The organism is Pararhodobacter zhoushanensis (assembly GCF_025949695.1).
In the GTDB taxonomy this organism is placed as follows: domain Bacteria; phylum Pseudomonadota; class Alphaproteobacteria; order Rhodobacterales; family Rhodobacteraceae; genus Pararhodobacter; species Pararhodobacter zhoushanensis_A.
The window spans coordinates 1,445,200-1,467,832 of the sequence record NZ_JAPDFL010000001.1 but is presented as its reverse complement, the minus strand read 5'-3'; the positions used below and the strand labels follow the sequence as shown (position 1 = coordinate 1,467,832).

Sequence of the window (22,633 nt, the reverse complement as noted above, 5' to 3'; positions counted from 1 at the left end):
GACACCCTGTTGCGGAACAGGGCACCCGGACGGCGCGCTTATACAGCCCGTCCCGGCACTGTCAATGACTGGTATGTGACAAACCCTGCCGCTTGCGCCCGCAGGCCGCACCCCCCACATAGAGCCACCAACAACCCAAGGCCCCCATGTCCACGCCCACCGACCGCCGCTTTCGCCGCCAGATCGCCCAGATCGAGCGTCGCTATCCCCGCATCGGCGGCGCCTTGCAGCGGCTGACCGCGCCGGGCCGGCTGTGGATGCGCCTGCCCGCCGCCATTTTGCTGATCCTCGGCGGGTTTCTGGGCTTCCTGCCTGTTTTGGGCGTCTGGATGCTGCCCGTCGGCCTGCTGCTGCTGGCCGTGGACCTGCCGCTGTTGCGCCCTGCCGTGGGCGGGCTGATGGTGCGGTTGCGTTCGCGGTTCCGGCGCTGGCTGCGTTAGACGAAAGCCGGTTGCAGGATCGCCGCCTCTCCCCGGCTCAGACAGCGCCGCGCCGGATCGCCATAGCGTGCGGGGTCGGCGATCAGACCCGGTGCCGCTTTCTCCAGCGATTTGGCATGCCATTGCAGCACGCGGGCGTCGGCGAGGCCGGGATGGAAGCTCTCACAGGCCAGCCCGTTCGCGGTGAGGATCTCGTGCTGCGCCAGCATCAGATGCACATAGCGCACCGCCCCCAGCGTAAAGTCGCGCCGGATGCGCCGCCCGTCCTCCAGATCCTCGGCCGCGACCAGCACTTCCCCGGTGCCGCTGAAGCCGGACGCGCCAAGAAGCAACCGGTGCCCCGGCGAGATCAGCAGATCCGCATCGGGCCGCGCGCCCGGCAAGGCACCCGCCCTGATGCGCAGCGGGCGCAGGTGGGGATAGAGGTACAGCTCGGCCCCCGACAACCTCGTCTCGCCGCGCCAGACCACCGGCTGCGAGCCACTGTCGCGGGTTGTGACGGCGGTGCCCGGCTCCAGCGTTTCCACGGCGCGGGGGCCGTCGGGTGTGGCGATCATTGTGCCGGGCAGAAAGCAGATCACCCCGGTGCGCCGCGCCGCCTGCGCAGGGGCGATGTTCAGGCCCGCGATCCAGAGTTCCGCATCCGGCCGGGGCAACAGCGGGTGAAACACCGCCAGCAGGCGCCCCGCCTGCCGCACGATCCGCGCCGGATAGAGCCGCTTGCCATCGGTCAGCACCAGCGAATCGCCGGGCATCGCGTCGTCAGCCCCCGGTTCGCGCTGCAGCTCGGGCATCGTGGCAAGCGAAAGCCGCCGCAGCCGTCTGCGCGCGCGTTGACGCGGATTGTTGCGGTCCTGCGGGCTGTCGAGCCAGAGCGCCGCCACCCCGGCATCCAGCCGCCGCGCCGAACCGCGCCAGCGCCACGACATGCCGACGCTCACCAGTTCAGGGGCCAGCCCCCATTCTTCACCGGGCGCAGTCTGCGCCCAATCGACGGCGTACACGCCGCTGAACCCGGAAACACTGCTCATTATTTTGCCTGTTTGTTTCCGAAAAAATAGCCAGCGGACGCAATCGAGGCCAGACGGAACTGCCCACAGGCCCCGTCACCGCCGCGAAAAACCCGGATCTGTTGCCCTGGGGACTCAACCTGCGCGCTTCACCAGCCGCTCCACAGCCGCCGCCCCGCCGTTTCGCGCGCCGTCACCTCGTGCCCGTCTGCGGCGACAGCGATGGCCCCCGTCGCGCGCAGCGCCCGCGGATCGAGCAGCCTGCACCCTTGCGGTGGCGCGTCGACCCGTTGGTCGATCACCACAACCACTCCGTCCCGGCACTGCTCTGGCAGCGCCGCCAGCCCGCGCTGCCCGGTCAGATGCACCCAGTCGCGCCCGGCAAAATGGAACCGCGCCCCACCCTCGACCGGCGTGAAACCCACCCGCGCCGCAGCCTGATCCTGCCATGCGTCATCGCCGTCCGCCTCAAGCCAGTTGCGCGCCACAAACCCCGCCCCGCGCGCCCGGCTGAGCGCCCTGCCCTGCGGCCCCATCAGCCCGACCAGCGCGCCCTCGCCGTCGATCAACAAGGCCGGACGCTCGGCCAGACCCCAGCCGCCCAGCGCCATGGCCACAACCAAAACCCCGGCCAGACGCGCCCGCCCCGGCCACAGCACCAGCCACAGCGCCCCCAGCGACAGCACCGGCACCACCCAGCCCGGCGGCGTGACAACCATCGTCACCGCCCCGTCCCAATTGCCGATCCGGTTCGCCACGCCCAGAATCCAGCGCGTGCCCAGCCCCATCAGCCACAGCCCGATACCCTCCAGCCCGACCGGCCACAGCACCGCCGCCAGAACCGCTGCAGGCATCACCAGCAGCCCCATCAGCGGCACGCTGAGCAGGTTGGCGATCAGCCCGTATTCCACCACCCGGTGAAACTGCGCCGCCGCATAAGGCGCAGTGGCCACGCCCGCGACCAGCGAGCACAGCGCCGCACTGCCCACCGGTGCCAGCGCCCGCCGCCAGCCCGACGGTCGCACCCGGACCTCTCCCCTTCGCCGGTCGCGCAGCCAGCGGAACACCGCGACCAGCGCCACCGTCGCGGCGAAGGACATGTGAAAGCCGACGGACAACAGCGCCTCGGGCCGCCACGCCAGCAAGATCAGCGCGGCCAGCGCGACCGAGCGCATCGACAGCGCCCGCCGCTCGGCCAGCACCGCGCCCAGCATCGCCGCCGCCATGACAAAGGCGCGCTGCGTTGCCACATTGCCGCCCGACAGCGCCAGATAGGCGGCCGCCGCCAGCAAGGCCCCCAGCGCAGCCAGTTTGCGGATCGGCAGGCGCAGCGCCAGCAGTGGGAACAGCGCAAGGATGGCCCGCAAGGCACCGTAGACCACGCCGGTCAACAGCCCCATGTGCAACCCGGAAATCGCCAGCAGATGCGCAAGATTGGAGCGGCGCAGATCCTCGACGGTCTCCAGCCCGACGCCCGAGCGATCCCCCGTCAGGATCGCCGCAACAAAGCCGCCTGTTTCGCCCGGCAGACGGGCGCGGATGCCGTCGGCCAGCCGGTGCCGCAGCCGGGTCAGCGCCAATGCCACGCCCGGCGCGGGGTCTTCCAGCGCCAGCACAGGCGAGCGCGCATATCCCACCGCCCCCAACCGGTCGAACCACGCGAGGCGGCGGAAATCGAAGCCCCCCGGCTCGACCGGACCGCCGGGCGGGCCCAGATGCCCCGTCAGCATCACCCGCGTGCCCGCCACCGGGTCCAGGTCCAGCGTGCCATGCACCGACACCCGCACCCGCGCAGGCACCCGCGCCGGATCCACGCCCGGCAAGACCACCCGGTCCAGCGTCAACCGCACAGCATCCGAGGCGGAGCGATCCACCGTCACGATCCGCCCCTCGACCGCGCCATAGCGGTGCCAGCCGAGCACAGGTGCCGCGACCGATTGCGCGCGCCAGGCGGCCAGCAGCGTCCCGGCACAGACAAGCGCCAGCGCCAGAGCAACCGGGCGCGCGCCCTCTGGTCCGCGCAGAGCAGCGACAGCCAGCGCCACCATGCCAGCGGCCAACACGCCCAGTTCCCGCAGCATCAGCTCACGCGGAAGCAGAAAATACGCCCCCACCCCCAGCCCCAGCACCACGGGCGCAAAGGGGAACAGGGCACCGCGCGCAGCGGCGAGGCTGGCCAGCACAACAGTGACCACGCGGAACGCCGGGTTGACCGGCGCGGCGATCGGCCCATCTTCACCGTCACACGCAGAGCCGCCCGCCAGGTCTGGCTCGAAGGGATCGACGGGGCTCGACACTTGTTCTTGCCCCCGTCATTGCCTAGAGCTTGCGCCCAGCTTACGTCTCCCGTGGTTTCCGAAAGGTTAACGACTGATGAATTCCCCCGTGGTCACCCGCTTCGCCCCTTCGCCCACGGGCTTTTTGCACATCGGCGGCGCCCGCACTGCCCTGTTCAACTGGCTCTACGCGCGCGGTCGCGGCGGCAAGTTCCTGCTGCGCATCGAAGATACCGACCGCGCCCGCTCGACGCCCGAGGCGACGGCGGCGATCCTTTCCGGCCTGACATGGCTGGGACTGGACTGGGACGGCGAGGCGATCAGCCAGTTCGAACGCGCCGACCGCCACGCCGAGGTCGCGCATCAGATGCTGGCGCAGGGCCACGCCTACAAGTGCTTTGCCACGCAAGACGAGATCGAAGCCTTCCGCGAAGCCGCCCGGGCCGAAGGCCGCTCGACCCTGTACCAATCCCCCTGGCGCGACGCCGATCCCGCGACGCATCCCGACGCACCCTATGTCGTGCGGGTCAAAGCCGCGCGTGACGGCGAGACGGTGATCGAGGATTCCGTGCAGGGCCGCGTTGTGTTCCGCAATGACCAGCTCGATGACATGGTTTGTTTACGCTCTGATGGTACGCCGACCTATATGCTCGCGGTCGTGGTCGATGATCATGACATGGGGGTCACGCATATCATCCGGGGGGACGACCATCTGAACAACGCGGCACGCCAGGCGCAGGTCTATCAGGCCATGGGTTGGCCGGTGCCGCAGTTCGCCCATATCCCGCTGATACATGGTGAGGATGGCAAGAAACTGTCCAAACGCCACGGCGCGCTGGGGATCGAGGATTATCAGCGCATGGGCTACCCCTCGGCTGCGATCCGCAACTACCTGGCCCGCCTTGGGTGGAGCCACGGGGACGACGAATTCTTCAGCGATGCGCAGGCGACGGAATGGTTCGATCTGGGCGGAATCGGGCGGGCTCCGGCGCGTCTGGACCTCAAGAAACTCGACCATCTCACGGCGCAGCATTTTTCCGTGCTGGACGATGCCGCAGTGCTGCAAGAGCTGCGGTCCTACCTCACCGCGACCGATGCCGCACCGCTGAGCGGGACGCAGGAAGAGGCGCTTTTGCGCGCCATGCCGCAGCTCAAGGACAAAGCAAAAAGCTTTGGCCAAATCCTTGAAAGGGCACATTTTGTTCTGACCCAGCGGCCCATCCAACCAGATGAAAAGGCGGGAAAATCTCTTGATCCGGTATCCCGTAGTATACTGAATGAATTGACGCCGCATCTGCGAAATGCTAGCTGGGAACGCGAGAGACTCGAAACCATTGTGGGCGACCTCGCGGCGGAACATGGCCTCGGCTTAGGCAAGATAGCGCAACCCCTGCGGGCCGCTCTTGCCGGGCGGACCGTGTCGCCAAGTGTGTTCGACATGATGGTGGTTCTGGGACGTGAAGAAACCCTCGCGCGGCTGCAAGATGCCGCGACGGGCGGCTGAGAAAGACCCGCGGCGCCGGCGCTCCGGGCTGCAAAACACTGGACATAAAGCGAGGGACATGATGGCAGAATCCAAGGGAAGTGCACAACTCACGATTGGCAATACGTCACTGGACCTGCCGATCTATTCGCCTACCGTCGGCCCCGACGTGCTCGACATCCGCAAGCTCTACGCACAAGGCGACGTCTTTACCTACGACCCGGGCTTTACCTCGACCGCGGCCTGCTCGTCGACCATCACCTATATCGACGGCGACAAGGGTGAGCTGCTCTATCGCGGCTATCCCATCGAACAGCTGGCGGCCCAGTCGCATCACCTCGAAGTCTGCTACCTGCTGCTTTACGGTGAACTGCCCAGCGCCCAGCAGATGATCGATTTCGAGACCCGTGTGACCCGTCACACGATGGTCCACGAGCAGATGCACAACTTCTTCCGCGGCTTCCGCCGCGATGCGCACCCGATGGCCACCATGGTCGGCGTGGTCGGCGCGATGTCGGCCTTCTACCACGACTCGACCGATATCGAAGATCCGTGGCAGCGCGAGGTCGCCGCGATCCGCCTGATCGCCAAGATCCCGACGATCGCCGCCATGGCGTATAAGTATTCGATCGGCCAGCCCTTCGTGTACCCGAAGAACTCGCTCGATTACGCTGGCAACTTCCTGCACATGTGCTTTGCTGTCCCGGCCGAAGATTACGTGGTCGATCCGATCCTGGCCAAGGCCATGGACCGCATCATGATGCTGCACGCCGACCATGAGCAGAACGCCTCGACCTCGACGGTGCGTCTGGCCGGGTCGTCGGGTGCCAACCCCTTCGCCTGTATCGCTGCGGGTATCGCCTGCCTGTGGGGCCCTGCCCACGGCGGCGCCAACCAGGCGTGCCTGGAAATGCTGCGCGAAATCGGCACCGTGGACCGCATCCCCGAGTATATTGCCAAGGCCAAGGACAAGAACGATCCGTTCCGCCTGATGGGCTTTGGTCACCGGGTCTACAAGAACTTCGACCCGCGCGCGAAGGTCATGAAGGAATCGGCGGATGAGGTGCTCGACCTTCTGGGCATCCACGACAACGAGACCCTGAAGGTCGCCAAAGAGCTGGAGCGCATCGCGCTCGAGGACGAATACTTCGTGTCCAAAAAGCTCTACCCGAACGTCGATTTCTACTCGGGCATCATCCTGGAAGCGATGGGCTTTCCCACCGCGATGTTCACCCCGATTTTCGCCCTGTCGCGGACCGTGGGCTGGGTTGCGCAGTGGAAAGAAATGGTCGGCGACAGCGATCAGAAAATCGGTCGCCCGCGTCAGCTCTACACCGGCGCGCCGCGCCGCGATTACAGCGACGTCGAAAACCGCTGAGCCCGGCTTTTCGGAAACTCAAACGCCGCCCCTTACCGGGCGGCGTTTTGCTATTGGGGACCACGTCAGGGGGCCTTGCCCCCTCTTGGCCTGTCGGCCAATTCACCCCCCAGGATATTTAAGGACAGATGATAAGACTTCGTTAACCACGCCTCATCATCTGTCTGCAAATATCCACGGGGGGATTTTCAAGGGGGCGTGTGCGCGCCCCTTGAACGGGGCGCGGGGCTGGCCCCGCGCGGCGCGAGCCCCCTCGATGGGGGCGAGCGCCGCTCCTCGCCGCTAAGCGTCAAACGGCTCGATCAACTCCGCCCCTTCCGAGCGGTTCGAGTTGACCGCCGGGCCAACGCGCCGAAAACCGAGCACGCCTTGCGCCGGCGCTTGCATCAGCCGTGCCGCGCCATGGCCCTCTTCCCCCAGCCATTTCCCCCAATTGCCGGGGTCAAGGACCACCGGCACACGGCCGTGCAGTGCCGCCATCTCGTCCTGCGCCGCGGCGGTGACGATGGCGCAGCTGGCGATCCGGGTACCCTCGGTCCCTTGCCAGCTTTGCCAGACCCCGGCAAAAACCATCGGCGCACCGTCAGACCGGGTGATGTACCACGGCAACCGCGTCTGGCCGTCCTTCGTCCACTCAAAAAACCCCGACGCCGGGATCAGGCAGCGCCGCTGACGGGCAGCCTCGCGGAAGGCGGGTTTCTCGGCGATGGTTTCCGAGCGGGCGTTGAACAGGAGCGGGCCGTCGGTCGGCGTCTTGTACCAGCGCGGGATAAAGCCCCAGCGCATCGGCCCATAGCGCCGCCGCCCTTCGGCGCTGATCACCACCGCGACCGGTTGCGTCGGGCAGATGTTGTAGCGCGGCACCGGCGGCAGGTCGTTGGCCGGCGCGGCATCGAAGAGCCGCGCCATGGCATCGTCTGGCAAGGTGATCGCAAAGCGGCCGCACATGGCCCAAAGGAGCCATGTGCGGCGCGGCGCGTCAAGCGCTCAGCCCTGCGTGGCGCAGGCGGCGATGGCCGTGGCCAGCCCGCGCATCAAGTCGCCGTAGAGCGCGGCGCCCGGCTCAAGCATCACGCCCGCCGGGTCCAGCGGAGCCCCCAGCCGGACGCTGCCGCCCTCGACCACAACCTGCGCGAAGTCGAGCGGGTGGTTGGCCTCGGGGAACAAGCACACAGCCCCTGCCCCGTCCAGCGCCGCGCGGAGCGTGGTGAGGCGGGCAGCGCCGGGGGCGGCGGCGTCGCCTTCCGAAATCGTGCCAAGGATGTTCAGGCCAAAGGAGCTGGCAAAATAACCATAGGCATCGTGGAACATCACCAGCCCTGCATCGCCGACCGGCGCGAGGATTGCAGCGACCTCGTCGCGGGTTTGCAACACGCCCGCCACTGCGGTTTCGGCGTTGGCGGCGTATTGGGCGGCGTGCTCGGGGTCAAGCGTGCTCAACGCGGTGGCGATGGCGTTCAGCCAGAGCGCCGCATTCTCGGGTGCGAGCCACAGATGCGGGTCTTGCCCGGAATGATCGTGGCCGTCTTCGTCGTGGTGATCGTGATCGTGATCGTGGTCATGATCATCATCGTCTTCACCCTCGCCCAAGAGAGACGACGCCTGAAATCCCTGCACTGTCAGCCCCTCGACCGCCGCAAGTTCCAGCACCGACCCGGTGGCCAGCGTCTCGACCGGCCCTTCCAGCCAGGGGCTCAGCCCCTCGCCCACCCAGACGACCAGCCCCGCACCCGACAAGGCGCGGGCCTGACTGGGGCGCAGTTGCGCATGGTGGGGGTCGGCGCCCTGGCCCAGCAGCACCTCGGGCGTGCCCAGATCGCCCATCACCTGCGCCACCAGCGACTGGGTCACCGGAAGATCCGTGGTCACGCGCGGCACATCGGCAAAGGCGGGCAGCGCAAGAAGGGACGCGCCCAGAGCGCAGGGGAGAAAACGGGAGGTCATGGGGCTTGGAACCGCTGTTAGAGATGTTATACTGTTACTTGTTATAGTATCACATATCCGACCGCAAGGCCCCGCATGACCACCCCCGCTTTCGAGCCGCACGATCATCATGACTGCGTCAGCACCGCGCTGCGCAGCGCCGAAACGCTGGCCCATGCGCGCGGCCTGCGCCTGACCCCGGTGCGCCGCCGCACGCTGGAGATCCTGCTGGAGCGCCACGGCGCGATGGGGGCGTATGATGTGCTGCAGCGCCTGTCCGAAGACGGGTTCGGCCACCAGCCGCCGGTCGCGTACCGGGCGCTGGAGTTTCTGGTGGATAACGGGTTGGCGCATCGCATCCAGCGGCTCAACGCCTTCGCTGCCTGTACGCATCCGGGGCAAGAGCATCAGGCCGCGTTCCTGATCTGCCGTGGGTGCGATGCCGTGGCCGAAGTGCCCGCCGCCCCGCTGCGCCAAGTTCTGGCGCAAAGCGCGGGCGCCGTCGGCTTCACCGTCGAGCGCGCCAATATCGAGGCGTTGGGCCTGTGCACCGCCTGCCAGACGAGCGCCGAGGCATGAGCGCCCTGTTGCAGGCGCGCGGCCTGAGCGTGGCTTACGGCGCAGCCCCCCGGTGTTGTCGCATGTCGATTTCACCCTCAGCCCCGGTGAGATCGTCACCATCGTCGGCCCCAACGGCTCGGGCAAATCCACGCTGCTGCGCGCTCTGCTGGGCATGATCCCCGGCGTTCAGGGCTCCGTCAGCCGCGCCGCCGGGCTGCGCGTGGGCTATGTGCCGCAAAAGCTGCATCTGGACCCGAACATGCCCCTGCCCGTGTCGCGGTTCCTGCGGCTGGAGCGCAAACTCAGCCGCGACGCGATCGCCACGCTGCTCATGCGCACCGGCGCGCAGGGGTTGGAAGCACGCGAGCTGTCCACCCTCTCGGGCGGGCAGTTCCAGCGGGTGCTGCTGGCGCGGGCGCTGGCGGGCGATCCGCAACTGCTGGTGCTCGATGAGCCAACGCAGGGGCTGGACCAACCCGGCACGGCGGCGTTCTACCGTCTGATCGAGGAGGTCCGGCGTGAGATCGGCTGCGCCGTGCTGTCGGTCAGTCACGACCTGCATGTGGTGATGAGCGCCTCGGACCGGGTGGTGTGCCTGAACGGGCATGTGTGCTGCGAGGGCACGCCGTCGGTCGTGTCGAATGCGCCGGAATACCGCGCGCTGTTCGGGCTGGGCACCGGCGGCGCGCTGGCGCTCTACCAGCACCACCATGACCACGGGACGGATCACCCCGACCACCCCCACGACCACGAGACCTGCACCCATGATCATTGACGATTTCGTCCTGCGCGCGCTGGCGGCGGGATTGCTGGTGGCGCTGGCGACCGGGCCCTTGGGCTGTTTCGTGGTCTGGCGGCGGATGGCCTATTTCGGGGACGCGACGGCGCATGCGTCCATTCTGGGCGTAGCGCTGGCGCTGGGGTTCGGTGTCTCGCTGTTCGCCGGGACGCTGGCCACCGCGCTGGCGATGGCGCTCTTGGTGTCGGCGCTGGCCGGGCGCGGCTGGGCGCTGGATACGACGCTGGGGGTGATGGCGCATGCCGCATTGGCGCTGGGGCTGGTGGCGGTGTCCTTCCTGCACGGGGTGCGGGTGGACCTCAACGCCTTCTTGTTCGGCGACATCCTGACCGTGCGCGGCACGGATCTGTGGGTGATGGCGGCTGGTGCGCTGGCGGTTGTCGGCCTGATGGTCTGGCGGTGGGAGGCTTTGCTGACCGCCACGATCAGCGAGGATCTGGCACGTTCACTGGGCCTGAACCCTGACCGCGAGCGGTTGATCCTGACGCTGGCGCTGGCACTGGTGGTGGCCGTGGCGCTCAAGGTCGTGGGCGCGCTGCTGATCGGTGCGCTGCTGGTCATCCCCCGCCGCCGCGCGCAATTTCGCCCGCACGCCCGAGCAGATGGCGCTGGTGTCTGTCGCCTTGGCGGCGATGAGTGTGGTGCTGGGGCTCGGCGCTTCGCTGACACTGGACACGCCCGCCGGGCCGAGCATTGTCGTCGCAGCCTCGGCGCTGTTCGCCATCGCCGTGACCACCGGCGCGCTGAAAAAAGGGGGCCGCTGAGGCCCCTTCTGACCTTTCAGGCCGCACATTCGATCAATAGCGTCCCGGCGGCGGTGTTCGAGATCGGGATGTGGTAATTGCGCGTGATCTCGGTCACGTCGTCGCCCAAAGCCCCGCGCATCATCATCCACATCAGGAATTCGGTGCCCTGCGCGCCCGCGTTCTTGACCAGTTCCTGACGGGTGATCTTGGTCAGTTCCTCAGGATTATGGACGATATTGTCCAGACAATAGCGGTCGAACTCCTTGTTGATGAAGCCCGCGCGTTGCCCGTCAAGCTGGTGGCTCAAGCCCCCGGTGCCCAGCACCACGATCTTGGCATCCTCGGGGAAGCTGAGCAGCGCCTTGCGCAGCGCTTTGCCGAAGTTCAGCGCCCGGTTCAGCGTCGGGATCGGGTGCTGCACGGTATTGGCGCTGATCGGCACGGCGCGCGGCATGTCGGGATTGTTCGGCGCGCCCGGCCAGAACAGCTGCATCGGCACCACAAAGCCGTGGTCCACTGCCAGCTCCTGACACGAGGTGATGTCGAATTCATCCGCCACCAGCGACTCGATGATGTGCCAGCTCAGTTCCGGCGCGCCGGGGAATGGCGGCAGCGACGGCAGGCCCCAGCCCTCATCCTCGTTGCGGTACTCATGCGCCGCACCGATGGCGAAGGTCGGCATGCGGTCCAGAAAGAAGCCCAGCCCGTGGTCGTTATAGATGTTGATCACATAGTCGGGCTTGTTGTCCTGAACCCATTTATGGACCTTGGGATAGCCGTCGAAGAACGGTTTCCAATAGGGATCGTCCTGCAGGCCCTTGTTGATCGCGTTGCCCACGGCGGGGATGTGCGAGGTGGTGATACCGCCCAGAATGCGTGCCATGATCGCGTCTCCTTAGGCCTGACTGGCCAGATATTGCTGGAATTCTTCGGTGGTCTTGCCGGTCTGCAACCCGCCGACATCCTGCACCGACAACTTGAAGATCCCGGCGAATTTGGCGAGGTAATAGATGTTCCCGCCCGCGTCGATCAGGCCGAGAACGTCGCGCTTGCGGATCGCCTCTTTCTGTTCGTCGTTCAGGCCGAACTTGGCCATATAGCCCTCTTCATCCGCCAGAAACGCCTCGCGGTTGATCTGCTGGTTGAACGAGTAGCACATCTTGTTCAGCGCATAGCCCTTCATGGCCATCTTGCCGTCGAACAAGGTCGTGCCAGGAATATCAATGTGATAGTCGTAGCCGGGCTGGTCCATCGCGTGTCCTCCATCGCTTGCAGGGCCAGTGTCCCACGCGGGCGCGCCCGGAAATTTGACCTGAATCAAATGGGCGGCGCGGTCGGCGCGAAACCAATAGCGCAGACACAGAAGTTATAGACGCAGCGGCGTGCGCAATGCGAAACGGGCGCGCCTTTCGGCACGCCCGTCGGGTTGGTTCGGTAAGTGTCGCTCAGTCGGCCCAGTACAGGCGCATCGGGTTGTCGATCAGCAGCTTCTGACGCTGCGCCTCGCTGCGGGCGATCCGGGGGATGTAATCCACCAGCGCGCCATCATCGGGCATGTGCGACTTCATGTTCGGGTGCGGCCAGTCGGTGCCCCAGAGCACGCGGTCCTCGAACCGGTCCACGATCGCCTGATAATAGGGGACAACATCGTCATAGGGCGCACCGGTTTTGGTCAGCCGCTCGGGACAGGTTACCTTGGTCCAGACGTTCTCGTTCTGCGCCATCAGATTGATGAAACGCTGGAAATCCGGGTGATCGACACCCTTGGACACATCGGGGCGGCCCATGTGGTCGACGACGATGATACCGGGCAGCGAGGTGAGGAAGGGCTCCAGCCCCTCAAGATCCTGCGCCTCGAAATAAACGACCGTGGACCAGCCGAATTCCTGGATCTTGTCGGCGATGCCCAGGAACACCTCGGGCGGGGTCGCGTCGACCAGACGTTTCACAAAGTTGAAGCGCACGCCGCGCACGCCGCTCTCGTGCATCGCTTTCAGCTCGTCGCGGGTGATGTCCTTGCCCACCGAGGCCACGCCGCGCGCCCGGTCACCGGCCGCAACGCAGGCGTCGACCATGGCGCGGTTGTCCTTGCCGTGGCAGGTGGCCTGCACGATCACATTGCGCTCGAACCCCAGAAAATCACGCAGCGCGAACAGCTTGTCCTTGCCCGCATCGCCGGGGGTGTACTTGCGCTCGGGTGCGTAGGGGAACTCGGCCGAGGGGCCGAAGACGTGGCAATGCGCATCGACCGCGCCCTTGGGCAGCACGAAATCGGGCGTTTTGGGATTGGGGTGATAGACCAGCCAGTCGGCATCCATCGGCTGCGGTTGCGTCGTCATGTTGTTCCTCCTGCGACAGGCCTTGTGCAGTGGGCCCTGCCGTTTGCGCGCACCATGCCGCAATGAACACAGTTTGCCTATTTCAAACCAAGGCCGTAAAATAAGTTTTCGCTATTCAGGTGTCAAATGGCTGACAGCTTGCCGAACCTGCGCCACATGCGCGTGTTTCTGGAGACGGCGCGCACCGGGTCGGTCTCGGCGGCGGCGGAGCGATGCTTGCTGTCGCAACCCGCCGCAACGCAGGCCATCGCCCGGCTTGAGCGTGAGGTGGGCGCGCCCCTGCTGGTCCGGCGCACACGGCGCTTTGGCACCACGGCCTGCGGCGCGCTGTTCGTCCGGCGGGTCGAGGCGGCGCTGGATCACCTCAACACCGGCGCGCGGATGGCCCTGCGCGGCGCGCGCGATACGGGCGGCAAGCGCGCGTCGTTTGATCATCTGATCACGGCCGCGCAGCTGCGCGCGCTGATCGCCGTGGCTGGAACCGGCAGTTTCACCGTTGCCGCACAGTCGTTGGGCCTGTCGCAACCCACCGTCCACCGCGCCGCGCGCAGTCTTGAGGATGTGGCGGGCGTGCCTTTCTTCCTGACCACGGCCTCGGGTGTCGAACTGACCACCGCCGCGCAGGCCTTTGTGCTGGGTGCCAAGCTGGCGCAAGCCGAGATCCGGCAGGGGTTCGAGGAAATCGGCCGCGAGATGGGCGATGATCGCGGCACGTTCCTGCTCGGCTCGATGCCGCTGGCGCGCACGGTGATCGTGCCGCGCGCCACCCATGCGCTGATCAGCGCGACGCAGGGCGTGCAGGTGCAGGTCGTCGACGGGCGCTATGACGCGCTGCTGCGCTCGCTGCGTGAAGGCGATCTGGATTGCCTGATTGGCGCCCTGCGCACGCCGCTGCCCGCCGAGGATGTGACGCAAGAGCCGCTGTTTGACGACGCGCTGGCCATCGTTGCCCACCCCAGCCATCCGCTGGCGGGCCGGGCCGAAGTCAGCCTTGAGGATACCCTCGCCTACCCTTGGGTCGCCCCACCCAAGAACACGCCCGCGGGCACCTATCTGTTTGAAACCCTGCGCATTGATCAGCAGCCACGCACCCCGGTGCGGGTGGTGTCGTCGTCCCTGGTGTTCCTGCGCGGGATTCTGGCGGAAGGCGACTATATCTCGATTGTCTCACGCCATCAGATCAGCGACGAGGAACGCGCCGGTCACATCGTGCCGCTCAACGTACCGTTGACAAATGACCTGCGCACCATAGGTCTGACGTATCGTACCAGTTGGCGTCCGACCGACACTCAGGCCCGGTTTCTGGCGCTTCTGCGCCAGTGCAGCCCGGCGGGGTCTGGCGAAAACCTGCCGCCCGAATAGCTTTTTTCAATGCAAGGCGGCGCGATTCAATTGTGTCGCAGGGCGGCTTCAATGTATACATCTCGTGATCGCCTGCCCGCCCGCGCCCCTGCGCGAAGGTTCGGAGCATCACGATAATCGGGAGAGCCACCAATGAAAAAGGACTATGAGGATATCCCCGGAACGTTCGTCTTTGACGCCGACCGTTCGCGCGAAGGATATCATCTGAACCAGTTCTGCATCACGCTGCGTCTGCAAAAGAACCGCGACGCGTTCAACGCGAATGAAGAAGCCTATCTCGACGGCTTCCCCATGACGCCCGAACAGCGCGAAGCCGTGCTCAAGCGCGAGTGGAACCGCCTGCTCGAGCTGGGCGGCAACGTCTATTACACGTCCAAGCTGGCGGCGAATGACGGGATCAACTTTCAGAACCTCGCGGGTCTGATGACCGGGATGGGTGTCGAATCCTATCGCGAGATGATGCTGAACGGGGGCCGCAGCATCGACGGCAACCGCTATAAATCCGAGTGGGGAGAAGAATAATGGCTCGTATTACTGCAGGCGTCGGGGTTTCGCACGTCCCCGCGATCGGGGTTGCCATGGACACCGGGATCACCGAGCAGCCGTACTGGCAGCCGGTGTTCAAAGGCTTTGAATTCTCGCGCAAATGGATGGCCGAGAAGAAGCCTGACGTGGTGTTTCTGGTCTATAACGACCATTGCACGGCGTTTGATGCCTCGTGCATCCCGACCTTCGCGCTGGGGGCTGCGGCCACCTTCACCCCCGCTGATGAAGGCTATGGCCCGCGTCCGGTGCCGGTGGTGAAGAACCACCAGAAAATGGCCAGCCATATCGCCCAGTCGCTGATCCTGGACGAATTCGACCTGACCATCATGAACGAGATGGAAGTCGACCACGGCCTGACCGTTCCGCTCAGCGTCATGTACGGCGACAAGAAGCCCGAGGATGACTGGGGCGTTCTGGTGATCCCGCTGGCCGTGAACGTGGTGCAATATCCCGCGCCGACCGGCAACCGCTGCTACAATCTGGGCAAGGCAATCCGCCGCGCTGTGGAAAGCTTCCCCGAAGATCTGAACGTCGTGATCTTTGGCACGGGCGGCATGTCGCACCAGCTGCAATACAAGCGCGCCGGTCTGATCAACCCCGAGTTCGACACCATGTTCCTGGACAAGCTGACCTCGGATCCGGTCGGTCTGTCGAAGATGCCGCACGTTGACTATCTGCGTGAGGCGGGTTCGGAAGGTGTGGAAATGGTCATGTGGCACGTGATGCGCGGCGCGCTGGACGACGACGTCGTCGAAGTGCATCGTCACTACCACGTCCCGGCCTCGAACACGGCTGTGGGCCACATCATCCTTGAGAACAAGAACGCCTGAAGGGGGAACCGATGCGAATTTGTGTCGCCGGCGCTTATGGCGCCTTCGGGATCAAGCACCTTGATGCGCTGAGTGCCATCGAGGGTGTGACCGTGACCTCGGTCATGGGCCCGACCCGTGAAAAGATCGACACGCTGGCCGCGGATCGCGGCATCGGCCACGCCGCAACCGACCTGGCCGAGTGCCTGGCGCGCGACGATGTCGATGCGGTGATCCTGGCCACGCCGACCCAGCTGCATGCCGAGCAGGCGATTGCCTGCATGAAGGCGGGCAAGCCGGTGTTGATCGAGATCCCGATGGCCGACAGCGTCGCGGAAAGCGAAGAGATCTGCCGCGTGCAGAAGGAAACGGGCGTTTTGGCGATGGCCGGTCAGGTCCGCCGCTACAACCCGTCGCACCAGTGGATCAAGAACAAGATCGCAGCGGGGGAACTGAAGGTCCAGCAGATGGACGTTCAGACCTATTTCTTCCGCCGCTCGAACATGAACGCCAAGGGTGAGCCGCGCAGCTGGACCGACCATCTGCTCTGGCACCACGCCTGCCACACCGTCGATCTGTTCCAGTACCAGACCGGCGAAGTGGTCAGCGAGTGCTACGGGCTGGAAGGTCCGCATCACCCCGAGCTGGGCATTGCGATGGACATGTCCATCGGCATGAAAGTGCCCTCGGGCGCGATCTGCACGCTGTCGCTGTCGTTCAACAACGATGGCCCGTTCGGCACGTTCTTCCGCTACATCTGCGACAATGGCACGTATCTGGCGCGCTATGACGATCTGTTTGACGGCAAGGAACAGCCGATCGACCTGACCGGCGTCGCGGTGTCGAACAACGGGATCGAGCTGATCGACCGCGAATTCATCGCCGCCATCGAAGAGGGCCGCGAGCCGAATGGCTCGGTTCATCAGGTGCTGGATGCGATGCGCACGCTCGACCGTATCGAGAAGTGCTTCACCTGAGACGCTTAACGCGTTAAAGAAAGGCGCCGCCCCCGGGACGGCGCCTTTTTCCATGCCCGCGGATGCGCCCCCTGTGCCTGACACCCCGATCTACCGCTCTCCCCTTTCCTTGCTGCCGCTGATCGCGATCCCGGCGTTTCTGGCCATCGCCAATCAAACGATGGTCTCGGTCGCATTGCCCAATATCGGGGCCGATCTGGGCGAAGTGCGGCGGCTGCCGTGGCTGGTGATGGGCTATATGATCGCGCTGACCATCGCCGGGCCGGTTTACGGCGTGCTGGGCGACAGTTACGGGCGCGCGCGGATGCTGCTGATCGCGCTGTGCGTCTATATCGCCGGAACCGCCTTGGCGGCGATGGCGTGGAATTTCCCGGTACTGGCCTCGGCGCGGTTGTTGCAAGGGTTGGGCGGCGGCGGGCTGATGTCGCTCAGTCAGGCACTGATCGGTGATGTCGTGGCCCCGCGCGACCGGGGACGCGCGCAGGGCAATATCGCGGCGATCAGCGTGGTTGCCTCGACCGCGGGTCCGCTGGTGGCGGGCGTTCTGGTGGTGACCTTTGGCTGGCGCAGCCTGTTTCTGGTCACCATCCCGCTGGCACTGCTGGCGATCACGGTGCTGCTGCGCACCAAGATCCCCCGGCGCGCTGCCGCCGCCGGGCGCTTTGATCTGCAAGGCTTCCTGTCGCTGGTCCTGCTGGTCACGGGCCTGACCGGTGCCATCGAGATGGTCTCGGTGCCCGGCCTGCGGCTTTGGGCCGGGCTGGCGGCGGTTGCGGCCGCGGCGGGTATCGTCGGCCTGCTCAGCTCGCAACGCCGCGCGGCCAACGCGCTGTTCCCGGCGGTGATCTTCAAGACCCCGGCGCTGAACCGCGCCAGTCTGGCGATCTTTTGCCATGGCGCGGCGCTGGTCTCGCTGGTCACCACGATCCCGCTGTTTCACGCGATCCTGCGCACCGATGGCGCGCTTGTCACCGCCACGACGATGCTGGCACTGACCGTCGCCTTTGGCGTCGCCGGTATCATCGCCGGGAATCTTGTCACCATAACGGGCCGCACTGTGCTGTTTCCAAGCCTCAGCCTGCCGGTATCGGTCGCCGCTCTCGGGTTTCTGGCGTTCTACGGGGCCGACCTGAGCCGCCCGGCGCTGATGGCCAACTACCTGCTGATCGGCCTGACCTTTGGCTGGGTGATGCCGGTGCTCAACACCGTGGTGCAAGTCACCGCTGCCGATGAAATCCGCGGCCGCGCGATTGGCGCGATCACCTTCGCGCGCTCGATCGGGGCGGTGGTCGGCACGGCGTTGACCGCCTTTGTGCTGTTTGCCGTAGCGCCATCGGGCAGCGACGCCGGGGCGATCCTGTCGGGGGGCTTTCGGCCGACACGGTAAGCCGCGCGGGCTGGGAGCTGGCGTTCCGCGCCACCTTTGCCACCATTGCAGGGTTTGTCGTGCTCGAGTGGGTTCTGGTCGTCCTGAACCCGGCACGCAGGGTCGAGTGACCGCCACGGCGCGGCCTGCCTGAACGTCAGAAATCCACGTTTTGCTCGGCGTTTTCTTGCGCGCGGCGCGGCGCGCCACGGGTCAAGCCAGCCTTGGACCTGTTTTCCCGGTTGTGTTGCGTGTGTCCTCCTTTAGAAGTGGTACAGTGTTACTGCACGTTCCAAAGGAACCGTTGGATATTATGACGAAGATCAAGAAAGCTGTTTTTCCTGTAGCAGGCTTGGGCACGCGTTTTTTGCCGGCGACCAAAGCGATGCCGAAAGAACTGCTGCCGATTATCGACCGCCCTATCATCCAATACGCCGTTGAAGAGGCAATCGCCGCCGGGATCACGGACATCATTTTTGTGACCGGCCGTCCCAAGCGCGCAATCGGCGACCACTTCGACGCCAACCTCGAGCTGGAGTTCCAGCTGACCCAGAAGGGCAAGCACGCCGAACGCGACATGGTGCGCAACATCGTGCCGCAGGGCGTCAACTGCATCTTCATCCGCCAGCCCGAACCCAAGGGCCTGGGCGACGCCGTTCTGTGCGCCGCCCCTGCTGTGGGCGATGCCCCCTTTGTCGTGCTGCTGGCCGATGACCTGATGAAGGGCCCCAGCCTGCCCACCTCTGAAATGGTCGCCGCCTATGACGCCAACCCGACCAACTATCTGTGCGTGACCGAGGTCGAACCTGACGTCGTGCATAAATACGGCATCGTCAAACCCGGCCCCGTCGGCCCCGACGGACGTGTCACCGTTGCCGGTCTGATCGAGAAACCCAAGCTTGAGGATGCGCCGTCGCATCTGGCCTCGATGGGGCGCTATGTCTTCAACGCCGAGATCTTCGACATCCTGCGCACGCTCAAGCCCGGTGCCGGCAACGAGATCCAGCTTGCCGACGCCATCGACATCCTCGCCGGCCAAGGCAAGGTTGCGGCGATGGAAATGACCGCAACGCGTTATGATTGCGGCTCGAAGATGGGGTATCTGACCGCGATTGTGGATCACGCGCTGGATCATGACGAGTTCCGCGACAAGTTCTATGACCTGATCCGCGACAGACTTCAAAAGCGCGAGGCCGAGATTGGCTGAAAAATGACTGAGGCGGTGAGACACGTCCTGGTCACCGGGGGTGCGGGCTATATCGGCTCGCACGCCTGCAAGGTTCTGGCGGCACGCGGGTATGTGCCGGTTTGTTTTGACAATCTGTCGACCGGCTGGGCACAGGCGGTGAAATACGGTCCCTTCATTCAGGGCGACCTGAACGACCGCGCCGCGCTGGACGCTGCGTTTGCGGCCTATGATCCCATTGCCGTCATGCATTTCGCCGCTTGCAGCGAAATCGGCGAGGCGATGTCCGACCCGGGAAAATACTGGCGCAACAACGTCATGGGATCTTTGACGCTGATTGAGGCCACGGTTGCGGCGGGGGTCAGGGATTTCGTGTTCTCGTCAACCTGCGCCACCTACGGTGAGCAGGACGGTGTTCTGCTGGACGAAGACAGCGCGCAGCAGCCGATCAACGCCTATGGGTCGTCCAAGAAGGCGGTCGAAGAGATCCTGCGCGACTTTGGCACCGCCTCGGGCCTGAACCACGTGATCTTTCGCTATTTCAACGTGGCGGGGGCCGACCCCGAGGGCGAGATCGGCGAATGCCACCGCCCCGAGACGCATCTGATCCCGGTGATGCTGGAAGCCATCGACGGTCAACGCTCGGAACTGGTGATCTATGGCACCGATTACGACACGCCCGATGGCACCTGCGTCCGCGATTATGTTCATGTGATGGATCTGGTCGAGGCGCATGTGTTGGGGTTGGAGTGGCTGCTGGACGGCAAGGAAAGCCGGGTGTTCAATCTGGGCACCGGGGCGGGCTTTACCGTCAAGGAAGTGATCGGCCATGCCCGCGCCGCCACGGGTCACAAGGTGCCGCACAGCTTTGGTCCGCGTCGAGGCGGCGATGCAGCGGCGCTCATATCGGGCTCGCACCGCGCGCTGAATGAACTGGGCTGGAACCCTGCCCGTTCGTCGCTCAAGGTGATGATCAAGGACGCGTGGACCTGGCACAAGACCGGCGGCTATTCAGGCTGACGCCCTGATGCACCGTATGAAAACGGGCGCGACCTTTCGGTCGCGCCCGCTGTCGTTTCGTCGCGCCGATCAGGCCAGATCGAAGCGGTCGGCGTTCATCACCTTGGCCCAGGCCGCCACGAAATCCTCAACGAATTTCGGGGTGTTGTCGTCTTGGGCATAGACCTCGGCATAGGCGCGCAGGATCGCGTTCGAGCCGAACACCAGATCCATCCGCGTCGCCGTGTACTTGACCGCGCCCGATTTGCGCTCGCGGATCTCGTAGTGATCACCCGCCTTGACCCACGTATAGGCCATGTCGGTCAGCGTGGTGAAGAAGTCCGGCGTCAGCGTGCCCACACGGTCGGTGAACACCCCGTGCGCGGTGCCACCATGGTTGGTGCCCATCGCGCGCATGCCGCCCACCAGCACCGTCATTTCGGCAGCCGTCAGCCCCATCAGTTGCGTGCGGTCCAGCATCAGCTCTTCCGGGCTGACCACATAGTCGGCCTTCAGCCAGTTGCGATAGCCATCCGCCAGCGGTTCCAGCGCGTCGAAGCTGTCGGCGTCGGTCTGCTCGGCTGTCGCATCGCCACGACCGGGGCTGAACGGCACGGTCAGCTCGAAGCCGGCAGCCTTGGCTGCCTGCTCGACGCCCAGATTGCCCGCCAGCACGATCACATCCGCGATGGACGCGCCGCTTTGTGCCGCGATCGGTTGCAGCACCGACAACACGCGGGCCAGACGCTCGGGCTCGTTCCCGGCCCAGTCCTTTTGCGGTGCCAGACGGATGCGCGCGCCATTGGCACCGCCGCGCATGTCCGATTGCCGGTAGGTCCGCGCGCTGTCCCACGCCGTCGACACCATGTCCGACAGGCTGAGACCCGAGGCTGCGATCATGGATTTGACCGCCGCGATGTCATAGCTGGTGGGACCGGCGGGGATCGGATCTTGCCAGATCAGATCCTCGGCTGGCACATCGGGGCCGATATAATTGGCCTTCGGCCCCATGTCGCGGTGGGTCAGTTTGAACCACGCGCGGGCGAAGACGTCGTTGAAATACGCTGGGTCCGCCATGAACTTCTGGCAAATCGCGTTGTAGATCGGGTCGACCTTCATCGCCATATCGGCATCGGTCATCATCGGGTTGTGACGCTGGCTGGGGTCCGAGGCATCAAGCGGCTTGTCGGCTTCGGCAATGGTCACAGGTTCCCATTGCATCGCACCAGCGGGCGACTTGCGCAGCTCCCACTCGTGGCCGAAGAGCATGTCGAAATAGCCCATGTCGAAGACCAGCGGGTTGGTCGTCCACGCGCCTTCCAGCCCCGAGGTCACCGCGCGGTTGGCATGGCCGTTCTGCAGCGGGTTCGCCCAGCCCATGCCCTGCATTTCGGGGCCAGCCGCCTCGGGCTCTGGCCCCAGCAGCGCGGCATCGCCGTTGCCGTGGGTCTTGCCGACGGTGTGGCCACCGGCGGTCAGCGCCACGGTTTCCTCGTCATCCATCGCCATACGCGCGAAGGTCTCGCGCACTTGCGCGGCGGTCGCCATCGGGTCGGATTTCCCGTTCACCCCTTCGGGGTTCACATAGATCAGGCCCATCTGCACGGCAGCGAGGGGGTTTTCCATCGTGTCGGGTTTGGACACGTCCTCGTAGCGACCGTCCGAGGGTGCCAGCCATTCCTTTTCGGCACCCCAGTAGGTGTCGATCTCGGGGTGCCAGATGTCGGCGCGGCCAAAGCCGAAGCCAAAGGTTTTCAGCCCCATCATGTCATAGGCGACGGTCCCGGCCAGAACCATCAGGTCGGCCCAGCTGATCTTGTTGCCGTATTTCTTCTTGAGCGGCCACAGCAGGCGGCGCGCCTTGTCGAGGCTGGCGTTGTCAGGCCACGAGTTCAGCGGCGCAAAGCGCTGGTTGCCGGTGCCGCCACCGCCGCGCCCGTCGGCCAGCCGGTACGAGCCCGCCGCGTGCCACGACAGACGGATCATCAGGCCGCCGTAATGGCCCCAGTCGGCTGGCCACCAGTCCTGGCTTTCGGTCATCAGCTTGCGCATGTCGGCTTTGAGCGCGTCGAAATCGAGCGTCTTGACCGCTTCGCGATAGTTATACGCAGCGCCCATCGGGTTGGTCTTGGTATCGTGCTGATGCAGGATGTCGAGGTTCAGCGCATTCGGCCACCACTCGGTCACCGATTTTGAGCTGACCGTGTTGCTGCCATGCATGACCGGGCATTTGCCCGCGGTATTCCCATCCATCTCTCTCTCCTGTCTGGGTCGCAATTGAGGCGCAGGCCTGAAGCCGCCCCGCTGCCCGATGGATCGGGCGGTGGGACGCGTGTCGTGCTGGAATGCCGACTCCTCCAAGCCTCCGTTAGAGAGAGCCTAGCGCAGAGCTGCGATTAGTCTAAGTTGTATTTTCTGATCATCCCGATAAGT

General features: G+C 65.4%; 20 protein-coding genes and 1 pseudogene. 13 read left to right on the top strand and 8 right to left on the bottom strand.

All coding sequences use genetic code 11. The features are described from left to right. Nucleotides 1–146 precede the first annotated feature (146 nt). The gene (locus OKW52_RS07235; RefSeq protein ID WP_264505130.1) at nucleotides 147–440 is read left to right on the top strand and encodes a tryptophan synthase subunit beta; all 294 of its coding nucleotides are present in this window, start codon (nucleotides 147–149) and stop codon (nucleotides 438–440) included. Here OKW52_RS07235 and OKW52_RS07230 read toward each other — a convergent pair. Then, on the bottom strand, nucleotides 437–1,471 hold the full coding sequence (locus tag OKW52_RS07230; RefSeq protein WP_264505129.1) for a Hint domain-containing protein: 1,035 nt from the start codon (nucleotides 1,469–1,471) through the stop codon (nucleotides 437–439). The two genes, OKW52_RS07235 and OKW52_RS07230, sit on opposite strands and share 4 nt — an antisense overlap. 128 nt (nucleotides 1,472–1,599) lie before the next feature. After that, a complete protein-coding gene (locus OKW52_RS07225; protein ID WP_264505128.1) occupies nucleotides 1,600–3,747 on the bottom strand; it encodes a ComEC/Rec2 family competence protein in 2,148 nt (715 codons plus the stop codon). Nucleotides 3,748–3,823: 76 nt separating this feature from the next. Here OKW52_RS07225 and gltX point away from each other — a divergent pair, with 76 nt between their 5' ends. Further along, nucleotides 3,824–5,230, top strand: a complete 1,407-nt coding sequence (gene gltX, locus OKW52_RS07220) for a glutamate--tRNA ligase (RefSeq protein ID WP_264505127.1) — start codon at nucleotides 3,824–3,826, stop codon at nucleotides 5,228–5,230. A 61-nt stretch (nucleotides 5,231–5,291) separates the two neighbouring features. Continuing rightward, entirely contained in the window at nucleotides 5,292–6,587 is a 1,296-nt protein-coding gene (gene gltA / locus OKW52_RS07215; protein ID WP_264507671.1) for a citrate synthase, read from the top strand. Nucleotides 6,588–6,869: 282 nt separating this feature from the next. On the opposite strand, the gene OKW52_RS07210 is transcribed toward gltA, so the two are convergent. Both OKW52_RS07210 and OKW52_RS07205 read right to left on the bottom strand, forming a co-directional pair. Continuing rightward, nucleotides 6,870–7,535, bottom strand: a complete 666-nt coding sequence (locus tag OKW52_RS07210; RefSeq protein ID WP_264505126.1) for an SOS response-associated peptidase — start codon at nucleotides 7,533–7,535, stop codon at nucleotides 6,870–6,872. Between the two features lie 39 nt (nucleotides 7,536–7,574). Further along, entirely contained in the window at nucleotides 7,575–8,531 is a 957-nt protein-coding gene (locus tag OKW52_RS07205; RefSeq protein WP_264505125.1) for a zinc ABC transporter substrate-binding protein, read from the bottom strand. Nucleotides 8,532–8,606: 75 nt separating this feature from the next. Here OKW52_RS07205 and OKW52_RS07200 point away from each other — a divergent pair, with 75 nt between their 5' ends. From OKW52_RS07200 to OKW52_RS07190, 3 genes and pseudogenes are all read left to right on the top strand, one after another. Further along, on the top strand, nucleotides 8,607–9,089 hold the full coding sequence (locus OKW52_RS07200; protein WP_264505124.1) for a Fur family transcriptional regulator: 483 nt from the start codon (nucleotides 8,607–8,609) through the stop codon (nucleotides 9,087–9,089). Between the two features lie 52 nt (nucleotides 9,090–9,141). Further along, a complete protein-coding gene (locus OKW52_RS07195; protein WP_319800456.1) occupies nucleotides 9,142–9,846 on the top strand; it encodes a metal ABC transporter ATP-binding protein in 705 nt (234 codons plus the stop codon). Then, nucleotides 9,839–10,634 (top strand): annotated as a pseudogene (locus tag OKW52_RS07190) (metal ABC transporter permease). Before OKW52_RS07195 ends, OKW52_RS07190 begins: the two are co-directional and overlap by 8 nt. Before the next feature lie 16 nt (nucleotides 10,635–10,650). On the opposite strand, the gene OKW52_RS07185 reads toward OKW52_RS07190, so the two are convergent. From OKW52_RS07185 to OKW52_RS07175, 3 genes are all read right to left on the bottom strand, one after another. After that, complete coding sequence (locus tag OKW52_RS07185; RefSeq protein WP_264505123.1) at nucleotides 10,651–11,499, bottom strand: class III extradiol dioxygenase family protein; 849 nt, start codon at nucleotides 11,497–11,499, stop codon at nucleotides 10,651–10,653. Nucleotides 11,500–11,511: 12 nt separating this feature from the next. Next, entirely contained in the window at nucleotides 11,512–11,868 is a 357-nt protein-coding gene (locus OKW52_RS07180) for a protocatechuate 4,5-dioxygenase subunit alpha (RefSeq protein ID WP_264505122.1), read from the bottom strand. Between the two features lie 193 nt (nucleotides 11,869–12,061). Then, nucleotides 12,062–12,955, bottom strand: a complete 894-nt coding sequence (locus OKW52_RS07175; protein WP_264505121.1) for an amidohydrolase family protein — start codon at nucleotides 12,953–12,955, stop codon at nucleotides 12,062–12,064. A gap of 126 nt (nucleotides 12,956–13,081) precedes the next feature. Between OKW52_RS07175 and OKW52_RS07170 the strand changes: the two genes are divergently transcribed. From OKW52_RS07170 to galE, 7 genes are all read left to right on the top strand, one after another. After that, nucleotides 13,082–14,317: a LysR family transcriptional regulator gene (locus OKW52_RS07170; protein WP_264505120.1), complete on the top strand. Its 1,236-nt coding sequence runs from the start codon at nucleotides 13,082–13,084 to the stop codon at nucleotides 14,315–14,317. 132 nt (nucleotides 14,318–14,449) lie between these two features. Further along, nucleotides 14,450–14,839 carry a protocatechuate 4,5-dioxygenase subunit alpha gene (gene ligA, locus OKW52_RS07165; RefSeq protein ID WP_264505119.1) on the top strand — a complete coding sequence of 130 codons (390 nt, stop codon included), beginning with the start codon at nucleotides 14,450–14,452 and terminating at the stop codon, nucleotides 14,837–14,839. Next, nucleotides 14,839–15,693 carry a class III extradiol dioxygenase subunit beta gene (locus OKW52_RS07160; protein WP_264505118.1) on the top strand — a complete coding sequence of 285 codons (855 nt, stop codon included), beginning with the start codon at nucleotides 14,839–14,841 and terminating at the stop codon, nucleotides 15,691–15,693. Before ligA ends, OKW52_RS07160 begins: the two co-directional genes overlap by 1 nt. An 11-nt stretch (nucleotides 15,694–15,704) precedes the next feature. Further along, the gene (locus OKW52_RS07155; protein ID WP_264505117.1) at nucleotides 15,705–16,649 is read left to right on the top strand and encodes a Gfo/Idh/MocA family oxidoreductase; all 945 of its coding nucleotides are present in this window, start codon (nucleotides 15,705–15,707) and stop codon (nucleotides 16,647–16,649) included. A 73-nt stretch (nucleotides 16,650–16,722) separates the two neighbouring features. Further along, a complete protein-coding gene (locus OKW52_RS07150; RefSeq protein WP_264505116.1) occupies nucleotides 16,723–18,036 on the top strand; it encodes an MFS transporter in 1,314 nt (437 codons plus the stop codon). Between the two features lie 292 nt (nucleotides 18,037–18,328). Then, nucleotides 18,329–19,222, top strand: coding sequence for a UTP--glucose-1-phosphate uridylyltransferase GalU (gene galU, locus OKW52_RS07145; RefSeq protein ID WP_264505115.1), 894 nt, complete (start codon nucleotides 18,329–18,331; stop codon nucleotides 19,220–19,222). A gap of 15 nt (nucleotides 19,223–19,237) precedes the next feature. Beyond that, entirely contained in the window at nucleotides 19,238–20,221 is a 984-nt protein-coding gene (gene galE, locus OKW52_RS07140; protein WP_264505114.1) for a UDP-glucose 4-epimerase GalE, read from the top strand. Between the two features lie 69 nt (nucleotides 20,222–20,290). Here galE and katG read toward each other — a convergent pair whose 3' ends face one another. Beyond that, complete coding sequence (gene katG, locus OKW52_RS07135; RefSeq protein ID WP_264505113.1) at nucleotides 20,291–22,453, bottom strand: catalase/peroxidase HPI; 2,163 nt, start codon at nucleotides 22,451–22,453, stop codon at nucleotides 20,291–20,293. Nucleotides 22,454–22,633: the final 180 nt, after the last annotated feature.

Coding starts and splice junctions, on each gene's coding strand:
- OKW52_RS07180 (WP_264505122.1), bottom strand. CDS start 11,868: ATGGACCAGCCCGGCTACGACTATCACATTGATATTCCTGGCACGACC.
- ligA (WP_264505119.1), top strand. CDS start 14,450: ATGAAAAAGGACTATGAGGATATCCCCGGAACGTTCGTCTTTGACGCC.
- OKW52_RS07170 (WP_264505120.1), top strand. CDS start 13,082: ATGGCTGACAGCTTGCCGAACCTGCGCCACATGCGCGTGTTTCTGGAG.
- OKW52_RS07235 (WP_264505130.1), top strand. CDS start 147: ATGTCCACGCCCACCGACCGCCGCTTTCGCCGCCAGATCGCCCAGATC.
- gltX (WP_264505127.1), top strand. CDS start 3,824: ATGAATTCCCCCGTGGTCACCCGCTTCGCCCCTTCGCCCACGGGCTTT.
- gltA (WP_264507671.1), top strand. CDS start 5,292: ATGGCAGAATCCAAGGGAAGTGCACAACTCACGATTGGCAATACGTCA.
- OKW52_RS07160 (WP_264505118.1), top strand. CDS start 14,839: ATGGCTCGTATTACTGCAGGCGTCGGGGTTTCGCACGTCCCCGCGATC.
- OKW52_RS07185 (WP_264505123.1), bottom strand. CDS start 11,499: ATGGCACGCATTCTGGGCGGTATCACCACCTCGCACATCCCCGCCGTG.
- katG (WP_264505113.1), bottom strand. CDS start 22,453: ATGGATGGGAATACCGCGGGCAAATGCCCGGTCATGCATGGCAGCAAC.
- OKW52_RS07205 (WP_264505125.1), bottom strand. CDS start 8,531: ATGACCTCCCGTTTTCTCCCCTGCGCTCTGGGCGCGTCCCTTCTTGCG.
- OKW52_RS07200 (WP_264505124.1), top strand. CDS start 8,607: ATGACCACCCCCGCTTTCGAGCCGCACGATCATCATGACTGCGTCAGC.
- OKW52_RS07155 (WP_264505117.1), top strand. CDS start 15,705: ATGCGAATTTGTGTCGCCGGCGCTTATGGCGCCTTCGGGATCAAGCAC.
- OKW52_RS07175 (WP_264505121.1), bottom strand. CDS start 12,955: ATGACGACGCAACCGCAGCCGATGGATGCCGACTGGCTGGTCTATCAC.
- OKW52_RS07210 (WP_264505126.1), bottom strand. CDS start 7,535: ATGTGCGGCCGCTTTGCGATCACCTTGCCAGACGATGCCATGGCGCGG.
- OKW52_RS07230 (WP_264505129.1), bottom strand. CDS start 1,471: ATGAGCAGTGTTTCCGGGTTCAGCGGCGTGTACGCCGTCGATTGGGCG.
- galU (WP_264505115.1), top strand. CDS start 18,329: ATGACGAAGATCAAGAAAGCTGTTTTTCCTGTAGCAGGCTTGGGCACG.